26 protein-coding genes are annotated in these 23,553 nt (G+C 57.7%); all 26 read right to left on the bottom strand.

The features are described from left to right. Positions 1 to 8 precede the first annotated feature (8 nt). Positions 9 to 4,673 carry a tape measure protein gene (locus QQS53_RS08255; protein ID WP_472775379.1) on the bottom strand — a complete coding sequence of 1,555 codons (4,665 nt, stop codon included), beginning with the start codon at positions 4,671 to 4,673 and terminating at the stop codon, positions 9 to 11. A gap of 24 nt (positions 4,674 to 4,697) precedes the next feature. After that, a complete protein-coding gene (locus QQS53_RS08250; protein ID WP_472775378.1) occupies positions 4,698 to 5,030 on the bottom strand; it encodes a hypothetical protein in 333 nt (110 codons plus the stop codon). A gap of 23 nt (positions 5,031 to 5,053) precedes the next feature. Further along, positions 5,054 to 5,458 carry a hypothetical protein gene (locus tag QQS53_RS08245; RefSeq protein ID WP_472775377.1) on the bottom strand — a complete coding sequence of 135 codons (405 nt, stop codon included), beginning with the start codon at positions 5,456 to 5,458 and terminating at the stop codon, positions 5,054 to 5,056. Positions 5,459 to 5,544: 86 nt separating this feature from the next. Beyond that, positions 5,545 to 6,273: a phage tail tube protein gene (locus tag QQS53_RS08240; protein ID WP_472775376.1), complete on the bottom strand. Its 729-nt coding sequence runs from the start codon at positions 6,271 to 6,273 to the stop codon at positions 5,545 to 5,547. A 681-nt stretch (positions 6,274 to 6,954) separates the two neighbouring features. Continuing rightward, a complete protein-coding gene (locus QQS53_RS08235; protein WP_472775375.1) occupies positions 6,955 to 7,320 on the bottom strand; it encodes a hypothetical protein in 366 nt (121 codons plus the stop codon). Next, the gene (locus QQS53_RS08230; RefSeq protein ID WP_472775374.1) at positions 7,317 to 7,823 is read right to left on the bottom strand and encodes a hypothetical protein; all 507 of its coding nucleotides are present in this window, start codon (positions 7,821 to 7,823) and stop codon (positions 7,317 to 7,319) included. Before QQS53_RS08230 ends, QQS53_RS08235 begins: the two co-directional genes overlap by 4 nt. Positions 7,824 to 8,055: 232 nt before the next feature. After that, positions 8,056 to 9,324, bottom strand: a complete 1,269-nt coding sequence (locus tag QQS53_RS08225) for a phage major capsid protein (RefSeq protein ID WP_472775373.1) — start codon at positions 9,322 to 9,324, stop codon at positions 8,056 to 8,058. Between the two features lie 3 nt (positions 9,325 to 9,327). Next, entirely contained in the window at positions 9,328 to 10,548 is a 1,221-nt protein-coding gene (locus QQS53_RS08220) for an HK97 family phage prohead protease (protein WP_472775372.1), read from the bottom strand. Between the two features lie 2 nt (positions 10,549 to 10,550). Further along, positions 10,551 to 10,904, bottom strand: a complete 354-nt coding sequence (locus QQS53_RS08215; protein ID WP_472775371.1) for a RapZ C-terminal domain-containing protein — start codon at positions 10,902 to 10,904, stop codon at positions 10,551 to 10,553. Beyond that, on the bottom strand, positions 10,901 to 12,157 hold the full coding sequence (locus tag QQS53_RS08210; RefSeq protein WP_472775370.1) for a phage portal protein: 1,257 nt from the start codon (positions 12,155 to 12,157) through the stop codon (positions 10,901 to 10,903). The genes QQS53_RS08215 and QQS53_RS08210 overlap by 4 nt, the downstream gene beginning before the upstream one ends. Before the next feature lie 20 nt (positions 12,158 to 12,177). Further along, positions 12,178 to 13,830: a terminase gene (locus QQS53_RS08205; RefSeq protein WP_472775369.1), complete on the bottom strand. Its 1,653-nt coding sequence runs from the start codon at positions 13,828 to 13,830 to the stop codon at positions 12,178 to 12,180. A gap of 37 nt (positions 13,831 to 13,867) precedes the next feature. Next, on the bottom strand, positions 13,868 to 14,197 hold the full coding sequence (locus QQS53_RS08200) for a terminase small subunit (protein WP_472775368.1): 330 nt from the start codon (positions 14,195 to 14,197) through the stop codon (positions 13,868 to 13,870). After that, positions 14,197 to 14,574: a hypothetical protein gene (locus QQS53_RS08195; protein ID WP_472775367.1), complete on the bottom strand. Its 378-nt coding sequence runs from the start codon at positions 14,572 to 14,574 to the stop codon at positions 14,197 to 14,199. Before QQS53_RS08195 ends, QQS53_RS08200 begins: the two co-directional genes overlap by 1 nt. After that, positions 14,564 to 15,937: a DNA methyltransferase gene (locus tag QQS53_RS08190; protein WP_472775366.1), complete on the bottom strand. Its 1,374-nt coding sequence runs from the start codon at positions 15,935 to 15,937 to the stop codon at positions 14,564 to 14,566. The genes QQS53_RS08195 and QQS53_RS08190 overlap by 11 nt, the downstream gene beginning before the upstream one ends. Before the next feature lie 216 nt (positions 15,938 to 16,153). Further along, the gene (locus QQS53_RS08185; protein ID WP_472775365.1) at positions 16,154 to 16,444 is read right to left on the bottom strand and encodes an HNH endonuclease; all 291 of its coding nucleotides are present in this window, start codon (positions 16,442 to 16,444) and stop codon (positions 16,154 to 16,156) included. 81 nt (positions 16,445 to 16,525) lie between these two features. Next, a complete protein-coding gene (locus QQS53_RS08180; RefSeq protein WP_472775364.1) occupies positions 16,526 to 17,110 on the bottom strand; it encodes a hypothetical protein in 585 nt (194 codons plus the stop codon). A gap of 10 nt (positions 17,111 to 17,120) precedes the next feature. Beyond that, positions 17,121 to 17,597 (bottom strand): RusA family crossover junction endodeoxyribonuclease, encoded by a 477-nt coding sequence (locus QQS53_RS08175; protein WP_472775363.1) that lies wholly within the window; start codon positions 17,595 to 17,597, stop codon positions 17,121 to 17,123. A gap of 31 nt (positions 17,598 to 17,628) precedes the next feature. Beyond that, the gene (locus QQS53_RS08170) at positions 17,629 to 18,450 is read right to left on the bottom strand and encodes a hypothetical protein (RefSeq protein ID WP_472775362.1); all 822 of its coding nucleotides are present in this window, start codon (positions 18,448 to 18,450) and stop codon (positions 17,629 to 17,631) included. Between the two features lie 177 nt (positions 18,451 to 18,627). Continuing rightward, positions 18,628 to 18,801 carry a hypothetical protein gene (locus tag QQS53_RS08165; protein WP_472775361.1) on the bottom strand — a complete coding sequence of 58 codons (174 nt, stop codon included), beginning with the start codon at positions 18,799 to 18,801 and terminating at the stop codon, positions 18,628 to 18,630. 389 nt (positions 18,802 to 19,190) lie between these two features. Next, positions 19,191 to 19,469 carry a hypothetical protein gene (locus tag QQS53_RS08160; RefSeq protein WP_472775360.1) on the bottom strand — a complete coding sequence of 93 codons (279 nt, stop codon included), beginning with the start codon at positions 19,467 to 19,469 and terminating at the stop codon, positions 19,191 to 19,193. Between the two features lie 126 nt (positions 19,470 to 19,595). Next, the gene (locus QQS53_RS08155) at positions 19,596 to 19,838 is read right to left on the bottom strand and encodes a hypothetical protein (protein WP_472775359.1); all 243 of its coding nucleotides are present in this window, start codon (positions 19,836 to 19,838) and stop codon (positions 19,596 to 19,598) included. A 2-nt stretch (positions 19,839 to 19,840) separates the two neighbouring features. Then, the gene (locus tag QQS53_RS08150; protein WP_472775358.1) at positions 19,841 to 19,975 is read right to left on the bottom strand and encodes a hypothetical protein; all 135 of its coding nucleotides are present in this window, start codon (positions 19,973 to 19,975) and stop codon (positions 19,841 to 19,843) included. A gap of 99 nt (positions 19,976 to 20,074) precedes the next feature. Then, positions 20,075 to 20,515 carry a single-stranded DNA-binding protein gene (locus QQS53_RS08145; RefSeq protein ID WP_472775357.1) on the bottom strand — a complete coding sequence of 147 codons (441 nt, stop codon included), beginning with the start codon at positions 20,513 to 20,515 and terminating at the stop codon, positions 20,075 to 20,077. Positions 20,516 to 20,519: 4 nt separating this feature from the next. Then, a complete protein-coding gene (locus tag QQS53_RS08140; protein WP_472775356.1) occupies positions 20,520 to 21,503 on the bottom strand; it encodes a recombinase RecT in 984 nt (327 codons plus the stop codon). After that, positions 21,500 to 22,432 (bottom strand): YqaJ viral recombinase family protein, encoded by a 933-nt coding sequence (locus tag QQS53_RS08135; protein WP_472775355.1) that lies wholly within the window; start codon positions 22,430 to 22,432, stop codon positions 21,500 to 21,502. Before QQS53_RS08135 ends, QQS53_RS08140 begins: the two co-directional genes overlap by 4 nt. Next, a complete protein-coding gene (locus QQS53_RS08130; protein WP_472775354.1) occupies positions 22,413 to 22,667 on the bottom strand; it encodes a hypothetical protein in 255 nt (84 codons plus the stop codon). Before QQS53_RS08130 ends, QQS53_RS08135 begins: the two co-directional genes overlap by 20 nt. Positions 22,668 to 23,553 lie beyond the last annotated feature (886 nt).

Genomic DNA, 23,553 nt, shown 5'->3' with positions numbered 1-23,553 from the left:
TTTCCTTTCTACACAATCCCAGACACGCCGGCGGTCACGCTGGCGGTCTTATCCTTTTCGAGCTTTTTCACACGAATATTTGTATCGCCCAATTCGGTAGACAACTTGCCCATGGCTTCATTGAGCTGCTCGGTCGTTAGCGATTCACCGGACACCTCGATAGTGATTTGCTTCCCCCCACTATCCGGCGGGGTTACGGCCATATCATCATCGCCTTCCGGGGTATCCGGAGCCTTGACCGGTTCAGCCGGGGCTTGGTTCTTCACCGGCTCTAGCTTCGAGCCAATGACACGGCCATCTTGGTCCAGGATTTCGTGATCCGGCAGGATCGTGGACGATACCGGAGCAATCCAGAAATCAACGTCCCGGCGCCGGAGCTCGGAATTCGCCATATCGCGGGAAATATCCAGCACGTCCCCAAGCGACTGCTTCAGATTGCCGCCGACAATCCCATCAAGGCCAACAAGGCCCAGGAAATCATCGGCGTAATCATTAATCGCCATTGAACCGTAGTGGCGGGCGAAGTCCTCCGGGGCCCCCATACGGCCGTGTTTTTCCGTGGCGCGGGCCCAATCCCAGAAACCCCGCTCGGCCCGGCCGACAGCAGCGGCCCCGGAAACCACGGCTTTAGCCCAATCTTCATTTCGAAGAACACGGGCCAACTCGCGGTATCCGTAATCGTGATTGCCGCGGCGGGCGGCATTAAGCTCGCCGGCGATCTTTTCCATGGATTCCACCGCCGGCCGGAGGTAGGCATTTTGCTTCAGATTTCCCTTGAGGATTTCCCACTGGGCCGAAGAAAAAACGGGTTCCGGTTTGCCGGACATGTTGTTCACGATCGTTTGACCGGGCCGGACCCAACCGCCGTTATCAAAAAGGGCGGATGGAAGATCCGCCGGCAACACGCCGCCGGACTTCCAACCGTGCCCCTGGCCTACAACGCCGGTATTCCAGCCGTGTTTATCGCGGAAATACCGGACAGCAAAATTCAAGTGGGCCCACGGGTCGCGGCGATCATCAGGAAGCCGTGGGTCCCGATAGGCTTGCCACGTTGTAGGAATCGCCTGCGTAAGTCCAACACCGGCGGCTTCACCGGTGCCATTAATATCGACGATTTGCTGTGCGATATTCGGATCGCCGCTCGATTCCGATCCGATTTGCCTAACAAGAGCGTCGACAAGTTCAGGCCTCGGTTCTTCACCTTGGTAGCGGAACGCCTCAATCAGCATACCGCGCCATTGTTCACCGCCGCCGCCACCGCCGCCGGTAAACGCCGAAAGAAACTTTTTAGCCTGTTCTTGAAGAAAACCAAGCATTTTCCCGCCGGCCGTCTTGAGGAATTCAGCCGGGATTTTACCCCACTTGCCGTGTGTATCCGATCCCCAAAATCCGGGGATTTTATCAACAACACGATCCCACATTCCCTTGACCATGGCGCCCGGGTCGAAGAAACCGCCGCCGCCGGACCCGTCAGATCCACCTTCGAAAACACCACCGCCAAACGGCATTGTCGGAGGTACGTTCATGGCCCAGTGAACGTGGTGGTGGTGGGGGCCGGCGTTACCCATGGTGTAGAACTGGCCGAAAGCGCCTACATTTTGGCCGTTTTTGATATTGCCGGCCCAACCCGGGGAATCATAAATCAGCTCCAACGAATTCGGGTAGGTTCGGGCAATATCACGGGCTAGCGCAAGCTGCGCCGGGGTGTTTCCACCGCCGTTTGAGAAATCCGCGGCCAGACCACGTCCATGGTTGCCAGGATCGCCCGGGCGTAGACCAGACGTCATTGTCAATTGTGGGTATTTTTGTTGCACAATTCGGGTCATTGCCCCAATGATTCCGCCGCCGGCGAACTTACCTAGGTCGACAATCCCGCCGCGGGCGAAGGCCGCCGAACGTTTATCGTGCTTTTCGACCGGGACAGCGTCCTCCCAATTGCCGGCTCGGGCGGCCCGGTTCATCCGGTTAATTTGCTTTTCGCCACCCATGGCGCGCGTCCACTCCGGAACCATGATGGACTCGCCACCGGACAGTTCGAGCGCGCCGCCGGTAGGAGACCAGAATTTATGTATATCCCGCCGCGGAGAATACCCCGGCGTGACACCACCACGGGCAAAACTAAGCGTGACCGGGCTAGCCTTCCATTCATCTTTGCCAATCAGGTCCGCAATCGAGTTCCACGCCTTCAGAAGGCCGTTGTTCCACACGGTTTCAACAACAAATTTTACCGGGGCGGAAGCAACGGATTTCAGCTTGTCCCAAATCACCTTGATTCCATCAACAGCGGTTTGGAACGCGGACTTCACCGCCTGCAAACCACGGTCGATCGCGGGGAACACGACACCGACGATCCAATCCTTAACGATCGTAATTTTGTCAGATAGCCAGTCCCACTTATCCCCAATCCAGGAGATAATCGGGGAAAACACGTTATCCCACAACCAGCGTAAAGCGGCTTCCAGGGCGGGCCAGACAACCTGGGTCACGAAGTCGACGCCGATCCGAATGACACCGACAACCCAGTTCCACTTGTCCCCGATCCACGTAAAGATTGGGGACAACACGTTGTCCCATAGCCACTGAGCCGCGGCCTGCAGGGCGGGCCACACAATCGTTGTCAGAATAGTCACGCCGGTTTGGATACCAAAGACGATCCAATCCCAACCGGTTTTGATTGCAGAAAACACCGGCTGCAGGACGGTTGTCCATAGCCACTGGGCGGCGGCGGCCAGCGCGCCCCACACCGGCTGGATAATATTTGTCCAACCAAATTGGAACGCGGCGCTAAGAATATTCCACGCCGTTAACAGGCCGCCGAACACCACAGTGCCCAGAACTGCGAACAGCACTTGGCCGGCTATGACTAGGGCGTCGAACACCGGCTTTATGATGTTAGACCACGCCCAACCGATACCCTCTACTAGGCCGTTCCACAAAGTGCCGATGAATTCCAGGGCTGGTTGGATTGCTTCCACTACCCAGTTCCAGCCGTCGACAAGGGAGTCCATTATTGCGGACCACCATTTTTGTCCCGTTTCGGTCTGAGTGAAAAACCACACTAGGGCGGCCACAACCGCGGTAATGGCGGTCACTATCTTCATCATCGGGTTAGCGCTAATGACGAGATTCAGCGCCTTTTGCGCCCCGGCCTGCAGTTTAGTTACGGTGGTCCAAATCTTCGTGGCCTTGACCATTTGGGAAATCCAGGCCACAAAACCGCCTGCCATGGCGATCTTCTGCTGCAGGACAAGGAGTTTGTAGGCGCCGGCCAGGACGCCGACACCAACCGCTAGGGGTTCAATCCAATCCCGGTTCCGCCGGCCCCAATCAACAAGTTTTTGGACCCAATCCACCACACCGGAGATTACGGGGACGAATTGCTGCTCGAAAACATCAATCGCAAGATAAACCCAATCGGTAATTACCCTCGCGGATTCACCAATATACGGGGCCAATTTTTCAAAAATAGCGCCCGCCGCATTATTAAAAGCGGCCTTCATGTTCGTAATCCGGCCAGACGTGGTCTCCGCCATCTCCCCCATAACGCCGGACATGGAAGCAACCTCGCCGGCAACGCCGCTTGAGCCTTCCAGGATCCCGGCAGTAAGGGTATCGATCGCGTCCTGGGCTTCAACGGAGCCGGAAGAAATCATTTTTTGCATTTCTTCCGCAGTCACGCCGTATTCATTCGCAAGAATCTTCAGGCCTTGAACGCCACCCTCGGACAGAGAGTTAATCGTTTCCATGGAAATTTTGCCGGAAGCCGCCGCCTTACCGAAAGCGGACGCCATCGAGTTAAGGGCGTCTTCACCCTTACCGGAAGCGGAAGCCGCTTCACCAAGCGCGGTCATAACATCCGAGACTTTATTGGCTTCCACGCCGAAAGCGATCAGGTTTTTGCCGGCGCCGGCCCATGAATCAAAAGAGTAAGGGGTTTTGAGGTTGGACTCAGTGAGTTCATCCATAACCGTTTTGGCGGAATCAGCGGACCCCATCAAAATACCTAAAGATTTCGTAGTGTCCTCGATCGAGGTGACCTTATCGAAACCGGCCTTGATAGTATCCCCAATTCCACGGATACCGACGAAAGCGCCGGCGACTAGGGTGGCCTTTTTCGCCAAATCGAACAGCCCGCCGGCCAGCCCCTTGCTTTTGCCCTCCGCGTCCGCCATACCATCACCGGCACGCCGCGCGGAATTCCCGGCGCCGTCGGCCTCGGTAGCGAAATCGCCCATAGCGTCAGCCCCAACACCGGTAGCCCGGGAAACTTCATCAGTTTTTTGCTTCAGTTCCCCCTGCGCCTTTTGGTGATTACGGGTAGCGGTTTCCGCGGCCTTGACAGCCCTTTCTTCATCGCGCTGCGCCTTTTCGTAATCCGCCGTGGCTTTCGCCACCTTCGACGCTTTAGCAGAAGAATCTTCTAAGACTTCCGCGAGTTTAGTTTGCGCAACGCGGGTTTTATCCGCAGCGTCCGCCGCCCGGTCATGGGCGCGCTCTTGAGCGCGAGCGGACGTTTCTACGGCCTTTTCCGCCCGCTTGACTTCCTTTTCCATTTGGTCCGCGTAGGACCGCCCCGCGGATTGGCCAGCGCGCGCGGAATTCTTCTTCGTTTCGGCAAAAAACTTGTCAAAACTAGGCAGGATAGGAACATAAACGGCGTCGCCAGTAGCCACGGTAAAACCCCTTTTCAGATTGCTTTATTGAGTAGGCGCGGACAGCTGAAGCAGATAATCGACCGCCGCGGATTCATCGCCGGAGTCCACCCGCCCAACACGGGTCGTGTTGTCATCCTCTTCCCACGGGGTTGCCGGCCATTTGAATTTATCCTGGTGCTTTTTAATACGCAGAGACGATCGCCAATATGAACCATGGTGGTATATTTCGCCCACCATGGCCCACAGAACGGCGTCGCGCTGGGTCCAGGTACGGCCGTTGTTCATTGCCCTATGAAGCGCGGAATCATCAGGAAGGCCAGACAACAGCACCGAAAGCCGGCGGGTTGTGATTTCCCCGCGGAACCATTCGCCCACGGGGTCCCCGCCGTAGGTGGCGCTTAGCGCCGCTTCGACCGCTTCCGGGTATTCTGCGAGTTCCGGCGGGTAGGGTTTTCCGAATTACCCTTGTTAATTTCACCAATGACCATTTCGATTAGGACTAGCGGGTCCTGGCCGGCCTTGTTACACGCGGCGATGAAGTCATCAGACTGCTCGCCTAGCACGAGATCGGCCATTTCCGCGCGAAGATCCGGAAGCGAAATCGCGTTGTTGTTAGCGTCCTCTTGCAAATCATTGAGGCGGTCATTCCAATCCGCGGACTGGAGCTGCGGAACGGCAATCTTCCAGTCCGTGCCGAAACCGGGAACAACGGTGTACGGGCCATCAACGCCAAGTGATTCTTCACGCTTGGCAATCAGCTGTTCAAAACTTCCAAAATCGCGAAGGTTCTTCTTCTCAGCCATGGTTTTAGGTTCCTTTCAAAAAGTGCTTAGGTTCAAGGGGTAGGGCCGCGGGCGAACCTAAGAAAATTCCCGCGGCCCATTATTTTTTACTCCTCTTCGCTACCGTCCGCGGATTCAATTCCCGCGCCGGGGCGGGGTTCCGGAGCAGCGGCACCGTCGACCGGATCGGACCAATCGCCCAGATCGTTTCGAGCGTTAGCGCCGGACAGCGTAGTACCGGCGGTCCCCGGCTTCCACCCCTCCTTGTACCGGCGAAGAATCGAGTAACCCAGCTCGTTATCGACGTTCGCGCGCCACGTCATCGGGTAGCCGGTGAGCTCTCCCTTTTGGTACGTGACATCAGAACGATCCGTGATGGACGCGTTAGGAAGCCAGAAACGGCGGTGCTTGTCGCCATCGAGAAGGTCGAAAGCGATACGGAAGCGGAAGTCCTTAGGCAGCTCGCCACCCTGTACGAATTCAACGAATTCTTCCGATTCATCGTAGGTCATATCTTCTTCGGGAACGCCGTACCGCATTGCCGTAGCAAGCCCTCCCACGGTCCACAGAGTTCCCTGGAACGTGAATTCCTGGGAAGTAATGGATTCACGGATTGGGGAATTGGTCTGCCACGGCGTGAACTGCGCGTTTTCTTCATTAATCGTCTCGGTCAGGCCTTCATCGGAAAGCCAACCCATATTGACATAAGGGGCGGAATAGGCGCCCATTCCTTCCGGCTGGTCGGTGCCAAGTGGCGCGTAGTGAACGGTTCCGGTGGCGCCCAGGAAGAGGAGCTGCTCGTTAAAATTGGGGTGAGTGAGATCGACCTTAAACATTGGTTTTCCTTTCGATTGGAAAGTGGGCGGCGCTAGGCCGGAACAATAAGTTCCACGGTCATGCCGTAGCGCCGGAGGTTGGGATTTCGATCCGGAAGGCGGATAGCACGGGAGACGTCCACCGCGCGCGCCATCCCCCGCCGGAATTGGTAGAGGTGATTACGCAAACCGCTAAGCACACTAGCGGCTTGCCCGTTGAGAGAATCGCCGGGGGAAAAATACACATCAACATCGACCCCTACCTGGTCTAGTCCAAGGTTTTGCATACTAGGGGCCCGGCCCGGGGGGCCGGCCGCGGAGAGGTGTACCGCTGGAAGCGGACCGGATTCAAACAAGTGCGGAAGTTCGATATCGACCGCGCCCACGGGCGTGAACGTGGCGATATAGGGCACTAATTCGCGGTAAATATCCACTGAAAATCAGTACCCCCTTGTTGTTCTTCGTAAAGCGTTTATCCGCGGGGTATCTTCATCCCCTCGTTCTTCCGCCCGGGACGAGGACACCACATCAGCGAAAAAACGGCCGCCCGGACGTGTCCCGGTACGCACCGAATAAGTGGCCTTGCCGCCTTCCGATCGGGAAAGGCGGGTAGCCTGTCCGGCGACTTCCCGGGCAACTTCCGTAACCCGTTCTTGAATCTTTTTCGCCTGGTTCAGCTGCCGGAAAAGCGGCGATGATTCCCTAGCCATGGATAGCCTCCAATTCCGCTTCCAAATGATGAACAGTCCCCGGCTTCCACGGGTCCGGCCACCGTTGCGGAGCCCCGGCCACTTGCAGAACAAGCGTGCCGCCGACCCGGACCTCGTCGGCGGCTTCCAGCCCGGGGATATCAGTACCCGGCGGAGTCACCAAAAACGCAGTTACCGTTACTTGGGGTCGTTCTACCCCGGCTTCCCGGGTGGAAGAATGTTGAACAGACACACCAAACGGGACCGGCTCCCATGAATCACGGGAAGGGTCGCGGACCGGGCGGGAAGAATACGGGGAGTCCACCCAACCCGGTTTCTTGATTTCCAGGCGTTGATTAAAAATCAGGCTGGTCATCATGGCCGCGGCCCCAACTTATAGGAATCAATGATCCTCCATTCCGCGGATTGCGGGGTCGCCGCCCCGGGCGCCCCTACCGAAATACGCCCAACCGAATACGACGATTGGGGCTGGGACGCCCGCCCGGCGATAGACCGGGCAATCCCGGTAATATCAGCCGGCGAATCAAAACCATGGAAGTACTCAACGTGAAGCCGCCGCGGACGATTATCCGCCCGCGGGCGTACCCCGCCGGCGAAAATCATTCCGGTTTCATCAAACGAGAAATCAGCGATTTCCCGCCCATCAACGACTAGACGGGACACATCGACCAACCGTTGAGTTGGCAGAATAATCAGCGGGTCGCCCGGGATGAATTCATCAAGGACGTCCTCCTTGACCGGCCAAATATGCCACCCGCACAAAGTGCGAATGACATTGACCGCTTGGTCTAGTGCCGATTGGGAGGGGCCGCCCTCGGCCGCAACAAGGCCGTGGTTTTCTACCCCGTGTTCGATTCCCATACGGGCCACCCCTTCCATGATTGTCACTTTTCTTCAGTAGTGGATTTCTTGCTAGCTCGCTTCCGCGGAGCCCGCCGGCGGGACGGAGCGGCGGTCTTAGTTTCCACCGCGGCCGGCTTCACTTCCACCGCGGTCGGGTATCGATCCGCCGCGGTATCCGGGTTCAGCATAAGGACTGTTTCTGCCCCGCCGGCTAGGACAACGCGGAACGGGCGAAGTTCGCGGCGCGCCATTAGGCCGCCTCTTCACCGGTATCGCCGGCGCCGGAACCGCCGAAGTCCAGGGTTCCGGTCACGAAAGCGGCCGGGCGCGGGACCATCAGGCCCAAGCGCTCCTCCGCACGGAGCGTAACCAGGTTCTTTTCGAAGTCATCCTGGTTAGAATCGCGGGCGTCGACGCGCAAGCCGCCCTTGCGAAGAACCGTGGCGCCCTGGCGGAAGGCGCCCAGAATGTAGTTTCCGCGTTCCACCGCGCGGGTTGCGACAGTGGTCAGGCCCCACACGGCCGGGTTCAGGGTAATTCCTCCCTGCCCGTATTGCCCCTGGAACGGACCGCCGGCCAGGTACTGGCCGTTGGCGTCCTTGGCCTTGCGAAGTTCCAGGTAATCCGCCGGGTGGACCAGGAGAGCATCGGCGTCGAGTGGGGTGGCGTCCGGGACCTTGGCCTGAGCTTCCAGGATTCCATCGAACACGTTGCCGGAAATATCCAGCTTTTGCACCCCTTCACGGTTAAACAGGCCCAGCAGGTTCGCGCCTTCACCGTCGCCGCGGAGCAGCTGCTCTTCTTCCTTGACTGAAAGATCGTAAACAAGCTGCTGGTTAATCCAATCGGCGATGAACCCGTAGTCAGCAAGCATTTCATCGGTGATCTTGGACAGAACCGCGACCTTGGAAACACCTTCAGTGACGAGCTCAAACGGGGAGTATCGAACGTAGGGCTTGCGGGCGCCTTCCGCCACCGCTTCCGGCCCGCCTTCAGCAATGCGCTCGGGGTTTTCAACAAGATAGGAAATCAGCGCGCCGGACAGAGACGCGGACCCCATCAGGTCGGCGGCAACGAGACGTTCACGCCGCTGGTTAACAATCGCGCGGGAATATTCGGTAGCGAAACCCGGCGCGCCTTCCGGGAGGCCGGACACCGCGGCCGGGTCGGCGGCAGCCTTGAACTCCGGCGTCTGGACGTTGATACGGCCAGAATTGCCGAAATCGCGGATGGCGTGGCCGGCGTGCTTGACGAAGAAGCCGCCAAGCGTACGGGCGTCCGGGCCGGCGGAATCGCCGGAGTCACCACGATCCGGGTCCAGTTCCGCAATCGCCTTAACCATACGGGCGGATTCATCAATCGACTTGATCTCCCGGTCGATTTCAGCAATTTCATCGTGCTTCGACTTCACGGCGTCCAGCTGCTTTTCTTCCAGACCTTCCGCGTTATCGGAAATGATCTTCTTAGCGCTAGCCAGCAGCTCCTCGCGGCGGGCCAGCAGATCGGACTTCTTGTTCATGTTTCAATTCCTTTCAGATAGGAGAACAACGGCGCGAGCAAGGCGCGCGCGCCGGACAGAATCGTCGGTATCTTCAGCCCCCGCGGACTTAGCCGATACCTGGGTCAGATTTTCAGCGGCGGCGGCCATCTTTTCCGCTACCGCCTTCCGGTCAAGCGCGGAAAGGTTCACGGCCTGCTTCTCAGCGGTCGCCAGCATTTCCGAAACCGACTTCACATCGAGAACTTCAGCTTGGTCGTTGGCGCCCACGGGCACCACGGAGCACTCGAATAAATCGAGGTTGGTAATTTCCCAACATTCTTGGCCGTTGACCGTTGCCGGACCGCCTTCCTTCACGCGGAAAGCAAACGACATTTCGCACAACCGCCGCTCCTTTAGTAGGCGGTAAACCTGGGCGGCTTTCGGGTTGTCCAGGTCCAGGGCGGCGGTTACGCGGAGACCGTGGGAATCTTCCACCGCGCTGGTAATCGTGCCGATATTTGAGAACGGATCTCCGAAATCATGTCCGTATAGCAAGGGTATTTTCCGCCCGGATGTTTCCCACTTTTCCAGCGTTTCAGAGAAGGCGCCGCGGCGGATCACGTCGCCGTAAGAATCCACGTTGTCAAAAACCGCGGCGTAGCCTTCCAAAGTTCCGGGGGCCGCCGGCTCGCCGGTATCGCCGGGGGTTTCTCCGCCGCCGGCGGGCTGGCTGGTATCGCCGGGATTCTCCGGCGGGGTTTCAGTATCCGGACCGGAGTCCGGGGCGCCTTCATCGCCCGGGGCCTTTACCCAGACTTTAAAATTTTTATGCATTGAATCGCCTTTCGTATCATCAGGAATCACCGGCGGGTTGGCGTACCAATTTTCAATTTGTTCCAGGGTGTAGTCCGGCCGGCCGTCGCGTATCGCGCGGGCTAGACATTCTTCCCGCCCCGGATCTATGAGATGAAGCTCGGCGCCTACCCCTAAGAAACGGCGGATTGTTTCTTCGGAAGGGGCGGAATTAATGACCCACAGATCGGATTGCACGGTTTCCGGGTCTAAAATCCAGCCGTACAGGCCGCGCCGCATTGCCAACACGACATCGATTACCGCCGGGGTGGAATCATGCGAACCAGGGTCTTTCCCGCCCACGGTGGAAGCGAGACGATCGAAATCGAACCGCGGCACGCCTTCCGCTGCGGAGTTCGCGACGAATGATGATTTGCCGGCACACGGCGGCCCCATTACGAGATGGATCATTGTTAGGCCTCCTCGACTAGATCACGGTGGATAATGTGGACATCAAGGCCGCGGGAGCGGAGTATTTCGCCTACGAATTCAGCGGAAAAAACCGAACGGTGCCGGCCGGCCGAACAAGCAAAAACAACATGAACACAGTCGGCGTCCCTCCCCATGATTTCGACCGCTACCGCCACCGCCGACAGAAACGGCTGGACTAGCGGGTTAGCCGAACAGATCAGCTCCCCTACTTCCGGCCGGGTTCCGGGCGTGCCGTGGCACACGGGGGACGGGTCCGGGAGCGGAAAGCAATCCACTAGGTAGTCCGAGGCCGGGGCGGGGCCGTTCGAAAGACCTACGGAGTTGAGGATTATCATTCTTCATCCCCCGCTTCCGACGGGGTGTTCCCGCCGAAGTCCGTGTTCAGCGGGCGGGCGAGTTCATCGCCGGCGTCCAGCTTAGGAAGATTGTTCTTTTCACGGGCCTCATTCACAGTCATCCAGGGCGCGCCCACGGCCTGGGAAGTGACCGCGGCCTGTTCTTCGAAACGGGCGCGGAGGCGTTCATCAAGGTTAAATTCAACATACGTTTCACCCGGATATTCACCCAACAGGGGGACCAGGTAAGCGTTAATCGATAATTCAATTCCCTTCATGATTTGAAGCAGACTATCCCCATATAGGGATTGCCGGAATTCCTTGACGTTCGAGTAATTCGCGTTATCCAGAATTCCCACCATGGTCGGGTTCACATGAAAAACTTGAGCCACCGTTTCCAGCGAAAGCTTCGTTTGTTCGACCACCTGCTCATCGGAAGCGGATAGGTGGTGGCCTTCGTACTTCATGCCATCTTCAAGTAGAGCGATACCGCCGGCGCCGGACCCGGCGGCGGCGAATTGGTGGCGAAGATCAGCTTTAAATTTCGCGCGCTCCTTCCTATCCCATTTGGCTTCCATGGGGCGAGTAATAAACCCGGACATTCGGGGGCCGCGCGCCCACAACTGCGATTGGTAGTCGGAACGGGCAACATTTTGCTTAAGAACGTCCTTCAGCGCGTGGATCGGGGACGATCCGGTTTTCAGCGATGAAGGGTTATACCCGTGATAGCGAATCAGGTTAGCCGCGGGGATGAAAACGGAATCTCCACGGTTGTGATCGTGGATTGAGATACCCGAAAAAGTCCACGGGTCCGAATAATGCCGCTTGGAAACCCAACGTGGTGGAATTGGCAAAATTTGGGTATCGCCGTTATCACCGGCAGCGACTAGCCAGATCCATTCATCATAAAGGCACAGGTCCATGACGGAACGGTGGATCAGGTTCATCATCAGACTGGTTTCAGATGAACGAATCATCAAACCGGCTAGCTCGGTATCGCGTACACGGACCCGGCCGCCATCCGCCTGCCGGCGGTACACATGAAGCCCAACCGTTGATACCTGCCGGGCGATATAATCAGTGACCGTCCGCAAATGGGGTTGCTCTTTGTAGAGCTGTTCGACCGGCATAGAATCAATCGTGAAATCGAAAACATCAAGGTATTCCAGCCCGCCGCCGGCCCGCACAGAGATATCTCGGTCCTCCGCCCGGGGCGTGTCCCGCCACGGCAAAAAACGATCCAAAATGCCCACGGGGGCTCCTTCCCTAACTATCAAATGATGAATGAATCATCATCGAAATCTTCGGAATCTTCGACATCATCGAAATCTTCCAATTCATCGAAATCATCTTCATCAAGGTCGAAATCATCGGAATACGCCGACACGAACTCTTCTTCCTTTTTGTGGCCTAGCCACCAAGCAATATTCGCGGCGATAAACGGCGCCGGGTTACCTACGGATTTTTCACGATCCCAGATGAACACGTCGCCTAACTTGCGGTCGCGCACACCAACCGCGGCCGCTTCCAGCCGGCTAGGCACCTCGGGGCTTTCCGGCGCCCGGCCGGAATGACCAACACGGCGCTCCCGGATAGCGGAAATGAAACCGAGTACGGATCCGGTCATATCAGCGCCCTGCCATTGTGCGATTTCGATATCCGCGTCCACCATCAACGGAACTAGCGCCGCTCCCGGACAACCGCGCACCTGCATACCAACCCGGCCGGAAAACCACGTTTCCCGCCGGGCGTTCAGCCAGCCGGGGACCCAATCGTAGCCAGCGCGGGCGGCAACAAGCTCGACGTTCCACCCGCCGTTGTCGGATTGCCACGCCACAGACACCGCCGCGCCCTTCCCCTCCGGGGCAACATCGACACCGGCGAATATTTCCGCACCTTCCGGCACCGAGATATTCGGATCGGAAAGTTCCTCCCACAAATCTTCAGTGATTTTACCGGGATCCAGGGATTCGACCCACTGACACAAATATTCAGTACGGAAATCATCAGGAGTTGAATCTTCGTCTTCAGGATCAACCGCCGCTTTCGCTAACGCGCGCATATCATCGCCCGTTCGGTTCCCGTACCCCAAGGACGGATTGGCTTGCGCCCAACCGCGCGGGTCGAAAATGCCAAGCCCGGGTTCCGCCGACCATTCAGCAAGCATTAACCGCTCGCCATCAGTATGCCCGCTTTCAATAGCCGCTAACGCGATATTTCGGAGACGGCGAAGAACAACAGACTCGGCGGATCCGGCGTTAGAAAAACACCAAATTTGGTTCCGCGGCCGTTCCGCAGTGGTAGGCTCCACCGCCGCCCACATCGAGTTGGATTTATGTTCGCGCAACTCGTCCATGAACACCGCGTCGGCCGAATAAGAACGGCCGCCGCCATTATTCGCCACCGTGTACCAAGCCGGCATAGTTCCGGCCACATCAAGGACATGTTCCAAATCTTCCGGCACGGAAGCCAACTCGATCTTGTTAGAACCGTTAGCCGTACGCATATACGGAACCCACTTACCGCGTTCCATCCGGTATGGCAAATAACGCGCCATGGACGGCACACGGCGCGCCATGTTGAACGCGTCCGCAAGGGTATCTTCCGCAACCGTTAAATTTTGTGCCGTTGAAATCATTTCCGCGGCCCCGTCGTAAAAAAGCCTCCACAATCCGAGGACGCACATCAACAGTGTTTTGCCGTTTTGCCGCGCAACAAGAACACAAATCTGGCGAAATCGGTAATCGTAGTAGCGGGCCGGCGGGGTATCAGGATCGAAATCCTTATGACCCGGAATAGTCTCCGGAATAAGTTCCAGAGCGTGGATAAACAACCACTTCTGCCACGGGCGGAGCTGTAGGCCAAGTTCTTCCTCAGCGAAAGCAATTACGGCGAAACCAAACGACGTTTCCGGGGTTAGTTCCACCCGCGACGGGGTGTATAGGCGCGGCTCGGTACAGCCTTTAAGCGCCTCGCCCACGGTACCGCCGCCGCGCTTCTAGCTCATTCTTGTATTCCTTTTCCACCTTCTTAGCCACCTTATCGTTTTCTTCACGAACCTCCGCGGATTCACGGGACGCCGGTGTGCAACGCAACTCCCCCATTGCCTTAAGCAAATGGGGGCCAAGGTATAAGGCTTTTGTCATGTCTTGGCCGCCAGCCTCGATCCCCTTGTCGATCGCGTGACCATACCGGAGCGCCAAGTCTACGGCAGCTTCATCGCAATCAAGGATCTTATCCCCACGGGCGGCCACGGACCGCGCGATCGACGCAGACAAACTAGAGTCATCCACTAGCGATCACCTTCCTTCTTTCGATATGCGTTTTTTACCGCGGCCAAATCGACCGCAACATCCTCCCCCGCCGGCGCCGGGCCGCCAAGCTGGCCTAGCAAATGGGCCCGTTGCCCCGTAATCTTCAGCGCCTGACCAACCGCGGTAGAATCACCGCGCGCCGCCATCTTCCACACCCCGGAAAGCAGCACATCAAGGCGGGCTAACTCCAAGCGTGTTTGAATATCCTGCGATTCAGACGTAGCCCGAACGAGATAGTCAGACACCGCCGCCTCGACTTCATCCACCGGGAGCTTCAAACGGCCGGCAATATCCGAATAGCTAACCCCCGCGGTCCGAAGCATTGCCGCGCGGTGCGATTGTTCATCATTCAGCACAGAAATCCACCTCTTGACCATCAAGGACCGGCAATTGGCCAGTGTGTTGCTGCCAGCGGCGGCAAATAACATCAACATACCGCGGGTCAATTTCCGATAGCCGCGCCCGGTAACCGCCATGATGGCACGCGATCAACGTTGAGCCAGAACCGCCGAACAAGTCCAGGACGACACCGCCGGGCCGGCACGAATTACGAACCATTTGAAGAACCAGATCAACCGGCTTCATGGTCGGGTGTTCCGAATTCTCGTTAGGCATGTCAACAAAAATCGTTGAGAACTGGGAATTATCCCCAAACCAACGATCCCCGCCCCGGCCCAAACGGCCCTCGCCACCCGGCACGAACCCGTACAACACCGGCTCATGATTCTTCCGGTAACCGGCGGCTACTTCACCTTCAGCTTCAGGCCCGGCCGGGTCTTCCCCTTCCTGGCCGGGCACGCTACCGAACATAACCGGTTCATGCTTGTATTGGTAGTCCGCCCACGACATCGAATGATTATTCTTCACCCAAATCAGGTTTTGCCGAAACAGGATACCTGCCCCGGTTAAAGCCAATTCGAAAGTGACGCGCTCGGTATCCGCGTGCGCGACATAAACCGGGGCCCCCGGTTTTGCAGACAACGCCAACGTAGCGAAAGAATCACGGAGCAGATCCGGTAAACCTTCCCGCCCATCATTCATAATCGTTTCATTAGCGCGACGCTTAGCCCGAGTGCCGTCGCCGGCGTGCCGCGCCGAAGAATCATACGAAACCCCGTACGGCGGGTCCGTCCACACACAATCAGCAAGACCATCAAACAACAAGTTTTCCGCCACCCCGGCGGAATCCGTTGAATCACCACACCACACACGATGTGGGCCCAACTCGAAAATATCGCCCGGACGTGAAATTGGTTCAGTAGACGGCACCGGCGGAGCTTCATCCCGATCCGTTAATTCTTCCGGGTCACACTGGCCAGCCACCAATTCATCTAAATCATCATCAGAAAACCCGGTACCTTCCAGCGATTCCAAATCAGACAACAAGTCAGCAAGCACTTTATCGTCGTATCCGCCCAAGTCAGCAAGGCGATTATCCGCAACAACGATCGCGTTAGCGGTGTCATCATCAACATCCACTACACCGCATTGCACCGTTTCCCAACCCAGGGAGCGGATAGCCGCCAAAGTATGATTGCCGGCCAACACTTCCATGGGGCGGCCCGTATACGCCCCGCGGTTTACCACAATTGGGCGGTATCGTCCGCGGGCCTTCAGCGATTCCGCAATACGGGCGGTATCGCCGCGGCGCGGGTTACGCACGAAAGGCGTTACTTCATCTACCGGAAGATCCGCGTATTCAATCCGTTCAACTTTCAAGATTTCACTTTCCTAGGTTCAGCGGTTACCGACCGCCGGCGCTACCGGCCACGGGCGTCGGGACGGCGGGGCCGGATTAATCAGCTGTGGATCTTAATTAACGCGCGCGCGATAGGGGCGGGCCTCGGCGCGCGGGGAGAGAGACCCTAGACGCCCCCCTCCCTATGGGGCCTGATTTGGATTTCGTGATTTTCAAGCCCCCTGCCCCCGGGGTGTTTACCAGTTGGCGCTGCGTTTTCCGAGCGGTAGCGGGGCGTCGCGTTTGCCGCGGGAGCGGTTACACGATGAATGGGCTGGGCGGAGGTTGTCCCAGTCTAGTGCTAGTTCGGGGTAGTCGGCGCGCGGGTAGAAGTGGTCTGGTTCGAATGAATCCCGATGGAGTGAGGGGGCTTCATAGTTGATTGGTTGTCCGCATAGCCAGCATGGGGCTTGTTGTTCGTGGCAGTGGTGCCGGTATTGCTTGCGGAGTTTTTTGCCGGCGCTGTGGTCCCAGCGGTCGCTTGCCATTAAGCGGCCCCTTTCTTGTTGGCATGGGGCGGCTGCGGTTGTGATTGTACCATGTTCCGTTACATCGTGTGTTGTTGCTGGTTAGCGTAGTTGGGGGCCTGGTTCTAGCTGGGTGAGGACTTCGTTTAGATTGTAGGTGTTGTGTCCTTGTTGGTTGGGGCGCCGGTTTATTTTTCCGCGGGCGGCCCATGTGCGTAGGAGGCTGGGTGTTATGTGGTAGCCGCGGGCGGCGGCGGCTGCGCAGATTACTTTTGCGCCTTGCCATGGCGTGTGTGTGTTGGTTGGTTGGTGGGGGTTGTGGTTGGTGGTGCGGTGGATTGTTGTGAGTTGGTAGTCGAGTTCTTCGTCCAGGACTTGGAGGTAGGAGTCATCTAGGTGTTGGATTTCTTGGTGGTGTGTGGTGAGCCATCCGAGCATGGCGGGCCATGTGCGGTTTAGGTTTTTCCCGGGGGTTATGAAGCGGCGGGCGTCGTCGACGTATTCGTATAGGCGTTGTTCTAGTTCTATGCAGGTTTCGATTGCGCGGGCGCGGCCGGGGGTTGCGGGGCCTAGTCGGCCGGTGGAGTTCATGGTTCGTTCGTCTCGGATTTTCCCGGTGGCGGTTTTGCAGGCTTCTAGGTGTCGGTAGGCGGTGTGGAGGTTGTGGAGTTTGTGGGCGAGTTCCATGTTTCCCTTTTTATTGGTTTTGGTGTTGGGTTGTTTTTTGTTCGACGTATATGTGTGCGCCGGTTTGTTCTCCGGGGGCGGCCCGCCGTTTTTGTAGGTACATTTCGTTGATTTGGTTGTCATCGGCGAGCAGGCCGGATTGAGTGAGGGCGTCGCCAACGGCGCGGATCAGCTTGTCCAGGTCTGGTTTTTGCACCATAGGTGGCGCCGGTTTTGCCCCCATGGCTTTTGTTCGTGGAAGCACGAATTCCACGGCTAGGCACACAGGGGTCCCGGTTGGGATTTTATATCGTTGTGCTGCGGCGACAAGGGCGATTGACTGTCGCCAGGCGGGTAGTTTTTTTGAGCTTTCGACCAGGACGGCGCGGCCGCCGCGCACGTAGGCGCGCTTGGATCCTTGGGCGGCGGGCACGCCGGGGACGAAGAAGTTAACGGCGTTGTGTGCCGTTTTAAGCGGTTGGGATTTCGTTTTGGGACTGGGACCCATGGGGTACCCCTTTCGTTGATTGGCGGGCGTGCTAGACGGCATGTCGGGTGTTGCCTGAGTCGAGCCACGGCGGCAATTCGTGCGAGCACCGGCGGGCAACGCCATCGTCGACGCGAATCCCGTTCGAATCGCAGACCGGGCACGAATCTATTTCCGCACGTCGGCGCGCCTTTTTATCGGCTTGAGCTGCGGCGGAAGAAGCTTCATCGGCTTCCCGGAGCGCCTGGCACGCCCGGCACGGCGGCACTTCACCGGCAGGCAACCCACGGTGGCGCGGGCACCGAAGGCGGTCGGCGTGAGCCGCCGCCAAGTCATCCAAATTTTTTGGGGAGGGCGCCGCCGGGGACGGCTCACCCCCGCGCGCACTATCGTGCTGGTACCTACCCCCCTCCTCTAAAGGTTCGGGTCGGGTCGGGTCGGGGTAATGCGAACAGGTCTGAGGCCGATCTATGCGAAGTTCGCGCGAACGTTCGCTATTTGTTCGCGCGAACATTTTTTCCTTTTCGCTGGTAGAACGTTTTTTATCCCTCGCGGCGGCCATTCTTTCGCGCGCCTCTTGACGTTTCGCCGCGACGTCGTCGCGCGTTGGTTGAAAGCGCCGCCAATTGACGAAGGCGTATCGGCGCGCGCTCGGCGGCGCGTCATCGGCGCGCCAAAGGCCCGCCGCCACCAACTTTTCGGCTTGCTTTCGAGTACCCCCGATCGCCCTGATTTGCTTATCCGTAATCACCCCATCAGTGAGGTACCGCGCGCAGTAGGACCCGGCCGATACCCACAAGCCGCGGGCCGCCATATCAAGCCCTAAAACTTTTGGGTGGCCGTAGAAATTGTCGTCGACCTTGAACCAAGTCATTTCGCTTCTCCTTCCAGTGAGGCAAATAGGCATATAAGTGCGTCAAGTAGTGCCGGGCTTAGGTGGTTTAATCCATTCATTCGCGCTACTTCATCCATTAGTTTGCGCTGTTTTATGGTGGTTCTAAATTTGTGCTTCATAGTAAAAAGGCCCCGGGGAGGGCCCCGGGGCATACAGCTAATCGTGAGGGAACATCTCATACAGGCGCTCGATATCCTTATCCAGTAGGCGGATACCGTAGGCGCGGAAGGCGTGGATCATTTCTTCAGCGGTTACCCCGGCGGTGATTTCACGGGCGGCACGATTGACCGCCTCGACCGGGGCGCCATGGACCTTTTCAGTCTCGTCCATCATTCCACCCCCAACGTAATACCGAGCGCGCGGCACCATCAGACACCGGGACAGCAGTGACAGGGTCACTCGGGTAGGCGCTTCCAGACGATAGGACATACCGTCGGCCGGTGGGGGCCAGCCCGACGGGGTGCACCCGCCAATTTCCGGATCCACGGAAATACACCAGCCACCGGCCGAGTTCATCCGGACCGTCGAGAACCACGCCCGTGGTGCAATCTGCAACGACGACTTCCAACAGGAAGTGAGAATCGAGCTCGTAGAGCTCACCCGGTAGGGATTCCAGGTCATTCGAGGGGGGCGGGAGCACATCAGAAATCGCGGCGTAGGCTTCCGGCGGGATATCCGCTGCATTCAGTGCCTCCCACGCCCGCTGGATACGGGAGGGACTAATCATCGCCAACCGCCTTTTCCAAAGAGTTACGTAGACGGGAGTATTCGTACCGGTCCGCAATAGCTTGGAGAACGTACTTTAGTAGCGGCCCGGACTCTTCATCGCCGGATTCCGCGCACACCATGGCCAGAAGATCGCCCAGCGAAATCGCGACTAGGGGCGCGACTTCGTGGATTGACATATCATCGACGGATAGGGACGCGGCCCCCTCTTCCCCATCAAAATGCAGCGTGAAGCTACCGGAAAAAAGTTCGTAATCGCAGAATTCACACATCGGGCTACACCCCTAAGATTTCACGGAGCAGGAATAGAGCGATATAAACCGGATGATCCGGGTCGGCTAGGCCGCCGTCTGGGGTAGATACGACAGAAAAAACAAGTTCCAACATTGGAGACTCCTTTAGACGTTGAGTTTTTTGACCAATCCGGCGCGAACCGCTTTGCCTTGCTTGGTCCATTGCCAGCCGGATTTAGAGATTTCAGACTTGACTAGGCAGTCGTGCTCCCACAACCAATCAGTGATTGACGGGTCCATTTCGCCCGGGCTGGCAGTGGCGTAGATTTCGTTTTTCACGCCGCGCGGCATAACCCGAAGCACTTGGTGAGTTCTAGGGGTTCCGGGAAGGTAGACCATTTTTGCCATGACTATCGCCCCTGTTCGAAATCTTCGATTACGTTTTTGAGCATGTCAGCGGAATCAAAAAACGCTTCTTTTTCATGCGAGGAGGACATTCCGCCCATGTTTTCGTAGTCCAGCTTGAGCTGGCGCAGACGTTCCATGAGGCGCGTGAAATCGGTTTTGTGTCGGTACATAGAAAAAGCGCCCCGGGCTAACCGGCCGGGGCACACGGGTAGTTGGGGACGGACAACTTCAGGTGTTTAGAACGGGGGTCCGGCGTTTTCCGCCGGCTTAGTTTCCGGCGGTATCGACCCGGACGCGGGAGACGGGGCGGAAACTAACTCTTCCAGAGAAAGGGCAACAAAATTTGCAACGAATTCCAGGCGGGAGCGCTGCTGGCCGTTGTGTTCGAACTTTCGGGTCACGAATTTTCCGCGCACGACAACGTTGGAACCGCGGGTTAGGGAATTTTCGATCCAGGTAGACCACTGGCGGGGCTTCCTCCCCCTATCGCCTGGGTCGTCCCACACGACTACATCAATGAAGTTTTGATTTGTCGTTGACCACTGGCGGGAGTCGGGGTCCCATTGTGAATTGCTTTGTGCCAGAGTGAAGTTCACAACCCGGGTTTCTGAATTCGGGATGAAGCGGATTTCCGGGTCCCGGACTAGCCGCCCGCCGCGGTATTCGATATCAATCACGGAGTTAGTCCTCCTCGTTGCAGTTTTGCCATTTTTCGCGCCCGATTTCAGACACGTAGGCGAATTCTTCGTCGTTGAGCGCGCCCTCGGACTTGAGTGATTGCATGAACTCGCCAATCGCCGCGCGCGTGTTCAGGCCGTTGAGCGATTCCAAGACCGCGGAAATGATTTCATTATCAGCGGATTCCGGGAGTTCGGGGCGACTACCCGACGCGCCGGTGCTGTCGCCTGTTTCTTCCGGGGCGGTTTCGGTTTTCCCGGCTTCCAGCGCTTGGGTCAGGCCGGCGGCCCCACGACCTGGGGTGTCCATCCGGCGGGCGGTGTGCTTTACCCGGTTGTCGGCCTGCCCCATTTCTTCATCGATATATAGGCCGGCGGCCTGGTCGGTTACATCTCGGATGGCTTGAGCTTTCGCGCACTTGGCCAGCATGTGCGGCCCGAGTTTTTCCCACATGGAATTGGGCTTACCGTTTGCCTTAGTCACGCAAAACTGATCCCACGTGGCGAGTCCGTATCCGGTGCGTCCGCCTAGTTTTACTTCGACTTTTGCCGCCGGGGGGTTGCCCCATTTTTTCAGCCAAAACGGGTGTTCTTTGCCATCTTCGGAATAGTAGACCGCTTCACCGATTGAGCAGTCGACGCCGGTGGCTTCAGCCGAGCGGAATAGGATTTTTCGCAGACCATCAATCGACGTTTGGACGGTCCATTTTGTCTCCCAACGTTCCGGCTCGCCGCGGTAGCCGCCCGTTTTTGTTTTACGCCCCACTAGGTAGATTTCCTTGAGAAATGGGTCCAGGCCGGAGCGGTCGGCCACGGCCTGCAGCATATCGATATCATGGTCTGAGGCTTCATCAAGGCCGCCTAGCGCGCGGAGCTGACCGCGCTCTTCATCAGTGTATTTCGAGATTTCGCCCGCGCGGTAGACACCGCGGTCGGCGCTGGTGCCTACCGTATCGCCGACGGCGGCGTGTTTTTCAACTTCAGTCATTGTTGGATTCCTTCCAGGTTGGCTTTCTTGTTGATTTGGACGTAGGGTGTTCCGCCGGTTTTCGCCCGCCGGTCGGCAATTTTTACCCCGCCGACAACAGCGCGCTGGGCGTTTCCCATACGGGAAGCGAGTTCGATTTTGGCGGCGCGGGCAGCTTTTTTCGCTTCATCTTCACCGACAGCGGAGTCCAGGACATGGACCGCAAAATCTGTATCCAGCTCGACTTCTTCACCACGTTCAATATCCGGGTGCAGCCCCCGGACCGTTTCGTAGCAGGAGGTTGAATCATCCAGCGGGGGCTCGTCCCCGGTTTTTGTGGATTCCCAAATTTCAGCTAGCCGGTCCACTACCCCGTTAAACAGATCTTCGTTCCAGGGGACGGGGTGAATTTCCGGTTTTTGAAACGGGCCTAGCACCACAATCGACGCGGAGTGAATTCCGGAAACGCCCATTTGGAACAGAACCTGGGTGTAGTAATCCGCCGGGATAGAGTCCGGCTCGCCCGGAGCGCCCCAATCATCAAGAGAATTAGCGGTTTTACATTCTACGATCCAGAATCGCTCCGGGCTTGTCGGGCCTTTTCTGCGGTTCAGGGCGCGGCGGTCTAGGGTAACCAGGTTGGGGAACGGAAGGTCTTTTCGCGTGTAGGCTATTTCGACTTTTCCGCCGGCGCGGCGTGAATTCAGTTGCCATCCGGGGTTGTTTGCTAGCCACCATTCAGCCAGTGACAGCTCCGCAACATGCCCCCATAGTGCGCGGTTTTCGTTCATTTCCGGCGGTGGCACATTTCCGGCTAGGGAGTGCCAGGCCGTGTATTCGGATTCAAAACGCGATACGCCCAGCAGGGCGGGCACTTTCGAGGCAGTGATTGTTTTTTGCCACTGTGTTGTTCCCGGGGCGGGCGGGCGCTTAACGATTTCTCCAAGCAATTTTTGGGTCCTTCTTTATGGCGTTGAGTAGGGACTTCGCTTTTTCGGGGTCTAGGCCCGGGCCGCCGGCGTCTGCGGCTTCATACACCGCGGAATAAAGTTGTGTGATAGCAAGCTCGCAAGCCTGAAGCCGGCGGGCGTGGACTTTTTTCCATTCCGAACGCAGTGCCAGCGCGGCGCCGAGTGCGATACCGGCAACGAGTAGGGCGACGACAGAAAAGGTAGTTGGTGTCATGAGGCTTCACCCGCGGCTTTCGCGACCCGGGCTCCTAGCGGGGTGAGCCGTACCGGTGTCCACTTGCTGGTTTTGAATTCGAGTTCGACCAAATCACGGGCCGATAATTCAAGTAGGCGTTGCTGGTTTGTTACGCGCCGGCCGGCGGCTACGTAAAGCAAGGTTGCGGCCATGATTGGGGATAGCTGGTTGGATATTTCTTGAGGGGTCATAGGGCGATCACTATTCCTAGTGCTAGGGCGCTGCCGAACACCGCTCCCAGAAGGTAGTCGTATTTATGCGGGTACATCGGGGTTTACCAATCGTTCGATTACAGATTTTGGGAATACGATCCGGCCGGCGCGGGCTTCCCGGCCGCCGATTGTGATGGGGTGGAGCTGGGAAACGCTCTCCGGGTTTTCGCGTACGGCCCGTGCCAGGGCGGTTTTTGACACGCCTAGGATGTTTGCCGTTTCCAGCAAGGAATATGTTTTGCTAGACTTCATCTGGGAAAATCATTTCCTTTCTTCTGTTGGTAGTTAAGAAACAAGCCCCGCGGCTCGGCGTAGTGCAGACACCGGCCGGCGGGGTTTCGTCATGTTCCAGTGGGAGGGACGGCGACAGCGCGCCAAGCGGATCGTGCGAATTCCGCCGTAGTGGTTTGCTTGCCGGTTGGACAAGGCGGGCCGGGTACCGGTTAGCCGCCGCCCCTGGTGCTTCCGCCGGGGATTGAACCCGGACCGTGGTGTAATACCCCCGATCGCGATAGACGATAAGGACTTCACGGGCGTGACCAACACGCGGAAGCTGGGATTTATTACGCGCGCCGCCGTTCCTGCCCTGAGGTGCCAGTCCAGGGCGTAAAAGCCGTTTTGGCCATATCACGGGCGCATTACACTATGAATTT

It is taken from the genome of Corynebacterium sp. 2571A (assembly GCF_055700935.1).
The sequence above is the reverse complement of the archived record's forward strand: the minus strand, read 5'-3'. Positions and strand labels throughout refer to the sequence as shown.

Bases quoted from the DNA above. Each gene is read 5' to 3' on its own strand.
- QQS53_RS08170 (WP_472775362.1), bottom strand. From the start codon at position 18,450: ATGACTTGGTTCAAGGTCGACGACAATTTCTACGGCCACCCAAAAGTT.
- QQS53_RS08155 (WP_472775359.1), bottom strand. From the start codon at position 19,838: ATGGCAAAAATGGTCTACCTTCCCGGAACCCCTAGAACTCACCAAGTG.
- QQS53_RS08225 (WP_472775373.1), bottom strand. From the start codon at position 9,324: ATGAACAAGAAGTCCGATCTGCTGGCCCGCCGCGAGGAGCTGCTGGCT.
- QQS53_RS08230 (WP_472775374.1), bottom strand. From the start codon at position 7,823: ATGGGAATCGAACACGGGGTAGAAAACCACGGCCTTGTTGCGGCCGAG.
- QQS53_RS08245 (WP_472775377.1), bottom strand. From the start codon at position 5,458: ATGGCTGAGAAGAAGAACCTTCGCGATTTTGGAAGTTTTGAACAGCTG.
- QQS53_RS08140 (WP_472775356.1), bottom strand. From the start codon at position 21,503: ATGACTGAAGTTGAAAAACACGCCGCCGTCGGCGATACGGTAGGCACC.
- QQS53_RS08185 (WP_472775365.1), bottom strand. From the start codon at position 16,444: ATGGCAAGCGACCGCTGGGACCACAGCGCCGGCAAAAAACTCCGCAAG.
- QQS53_RS08165 (WP_472775361.1), bottom strand. From the start codon at position 18,801: ATGGACGAGACTGAAAAGGTCCATGGCGCCCCGGTCGAGGCGGTCAAT.
- QQS53_RS08175 (WP_472775363.1), bottom strand. From the start codon at position 17,597: ATGGGTCCCAGTCCCAAAACGAAATCCCAACCGCTTAAAACGGCACAC.
- QQS53_RS08240 (WP_472775376.1), bottom strand. From the start codon at position 6,273: ATGTTTAAGGTCGATCTCACTCACCCCAATTTTAACGAGCAGCTCCTC.
- QQS53_RS08180 (WP_472775364.1), bottom strand. From the start codon at position 17,110: ATGGAACTCGCCCACAAACTCCACAACCTCCACACCGCCTACCGACAC.
- QQS53_RS08160 (WP_472775360.1), bottom strand. From the start codon at position 19,469: ATGTGTGAATTCTGCGATTACGAACTTTTTTCCGGTAGCTTCACGCTG.
- QQS53_RS08150 (WP_472775358.1), bottom strand. From the start codon at position 19,975: ATGGAACGTCTGCGCCAGCTCAAGCTGGACTACGAAAACATGGGCGGA.
- QQS53_RS08235 (WP_472775375.1), bottom strand. From the start codon at position 7,320: ATGATGACCAGCCTGATTTTTAATCAACGCCTGGAAATCAAGAAACCG.
- QQS53_RS08220 (WP_472775372.1), bottom strand. From the start codon at position 10,548: ATGATCCATCTCGTAATGGGGCCGCCGTGTGCCGGCAAATCATCATTC.
- QQS53_RS08215 (WP_472775371.1), bottom strand. From the start codon at position 10,904: ATGATAATCCTCAACTCCGTAGGTCTTTCGAACGGCCCCGCCCCGGCC.
- QQS53_RS08130 (WP_472775354.1), bottom strand. From the start codon at position 22,667: ATGACACCAACTACCTTTTCTGTCGTCGCCCTACTCGTTGCCGGTATC.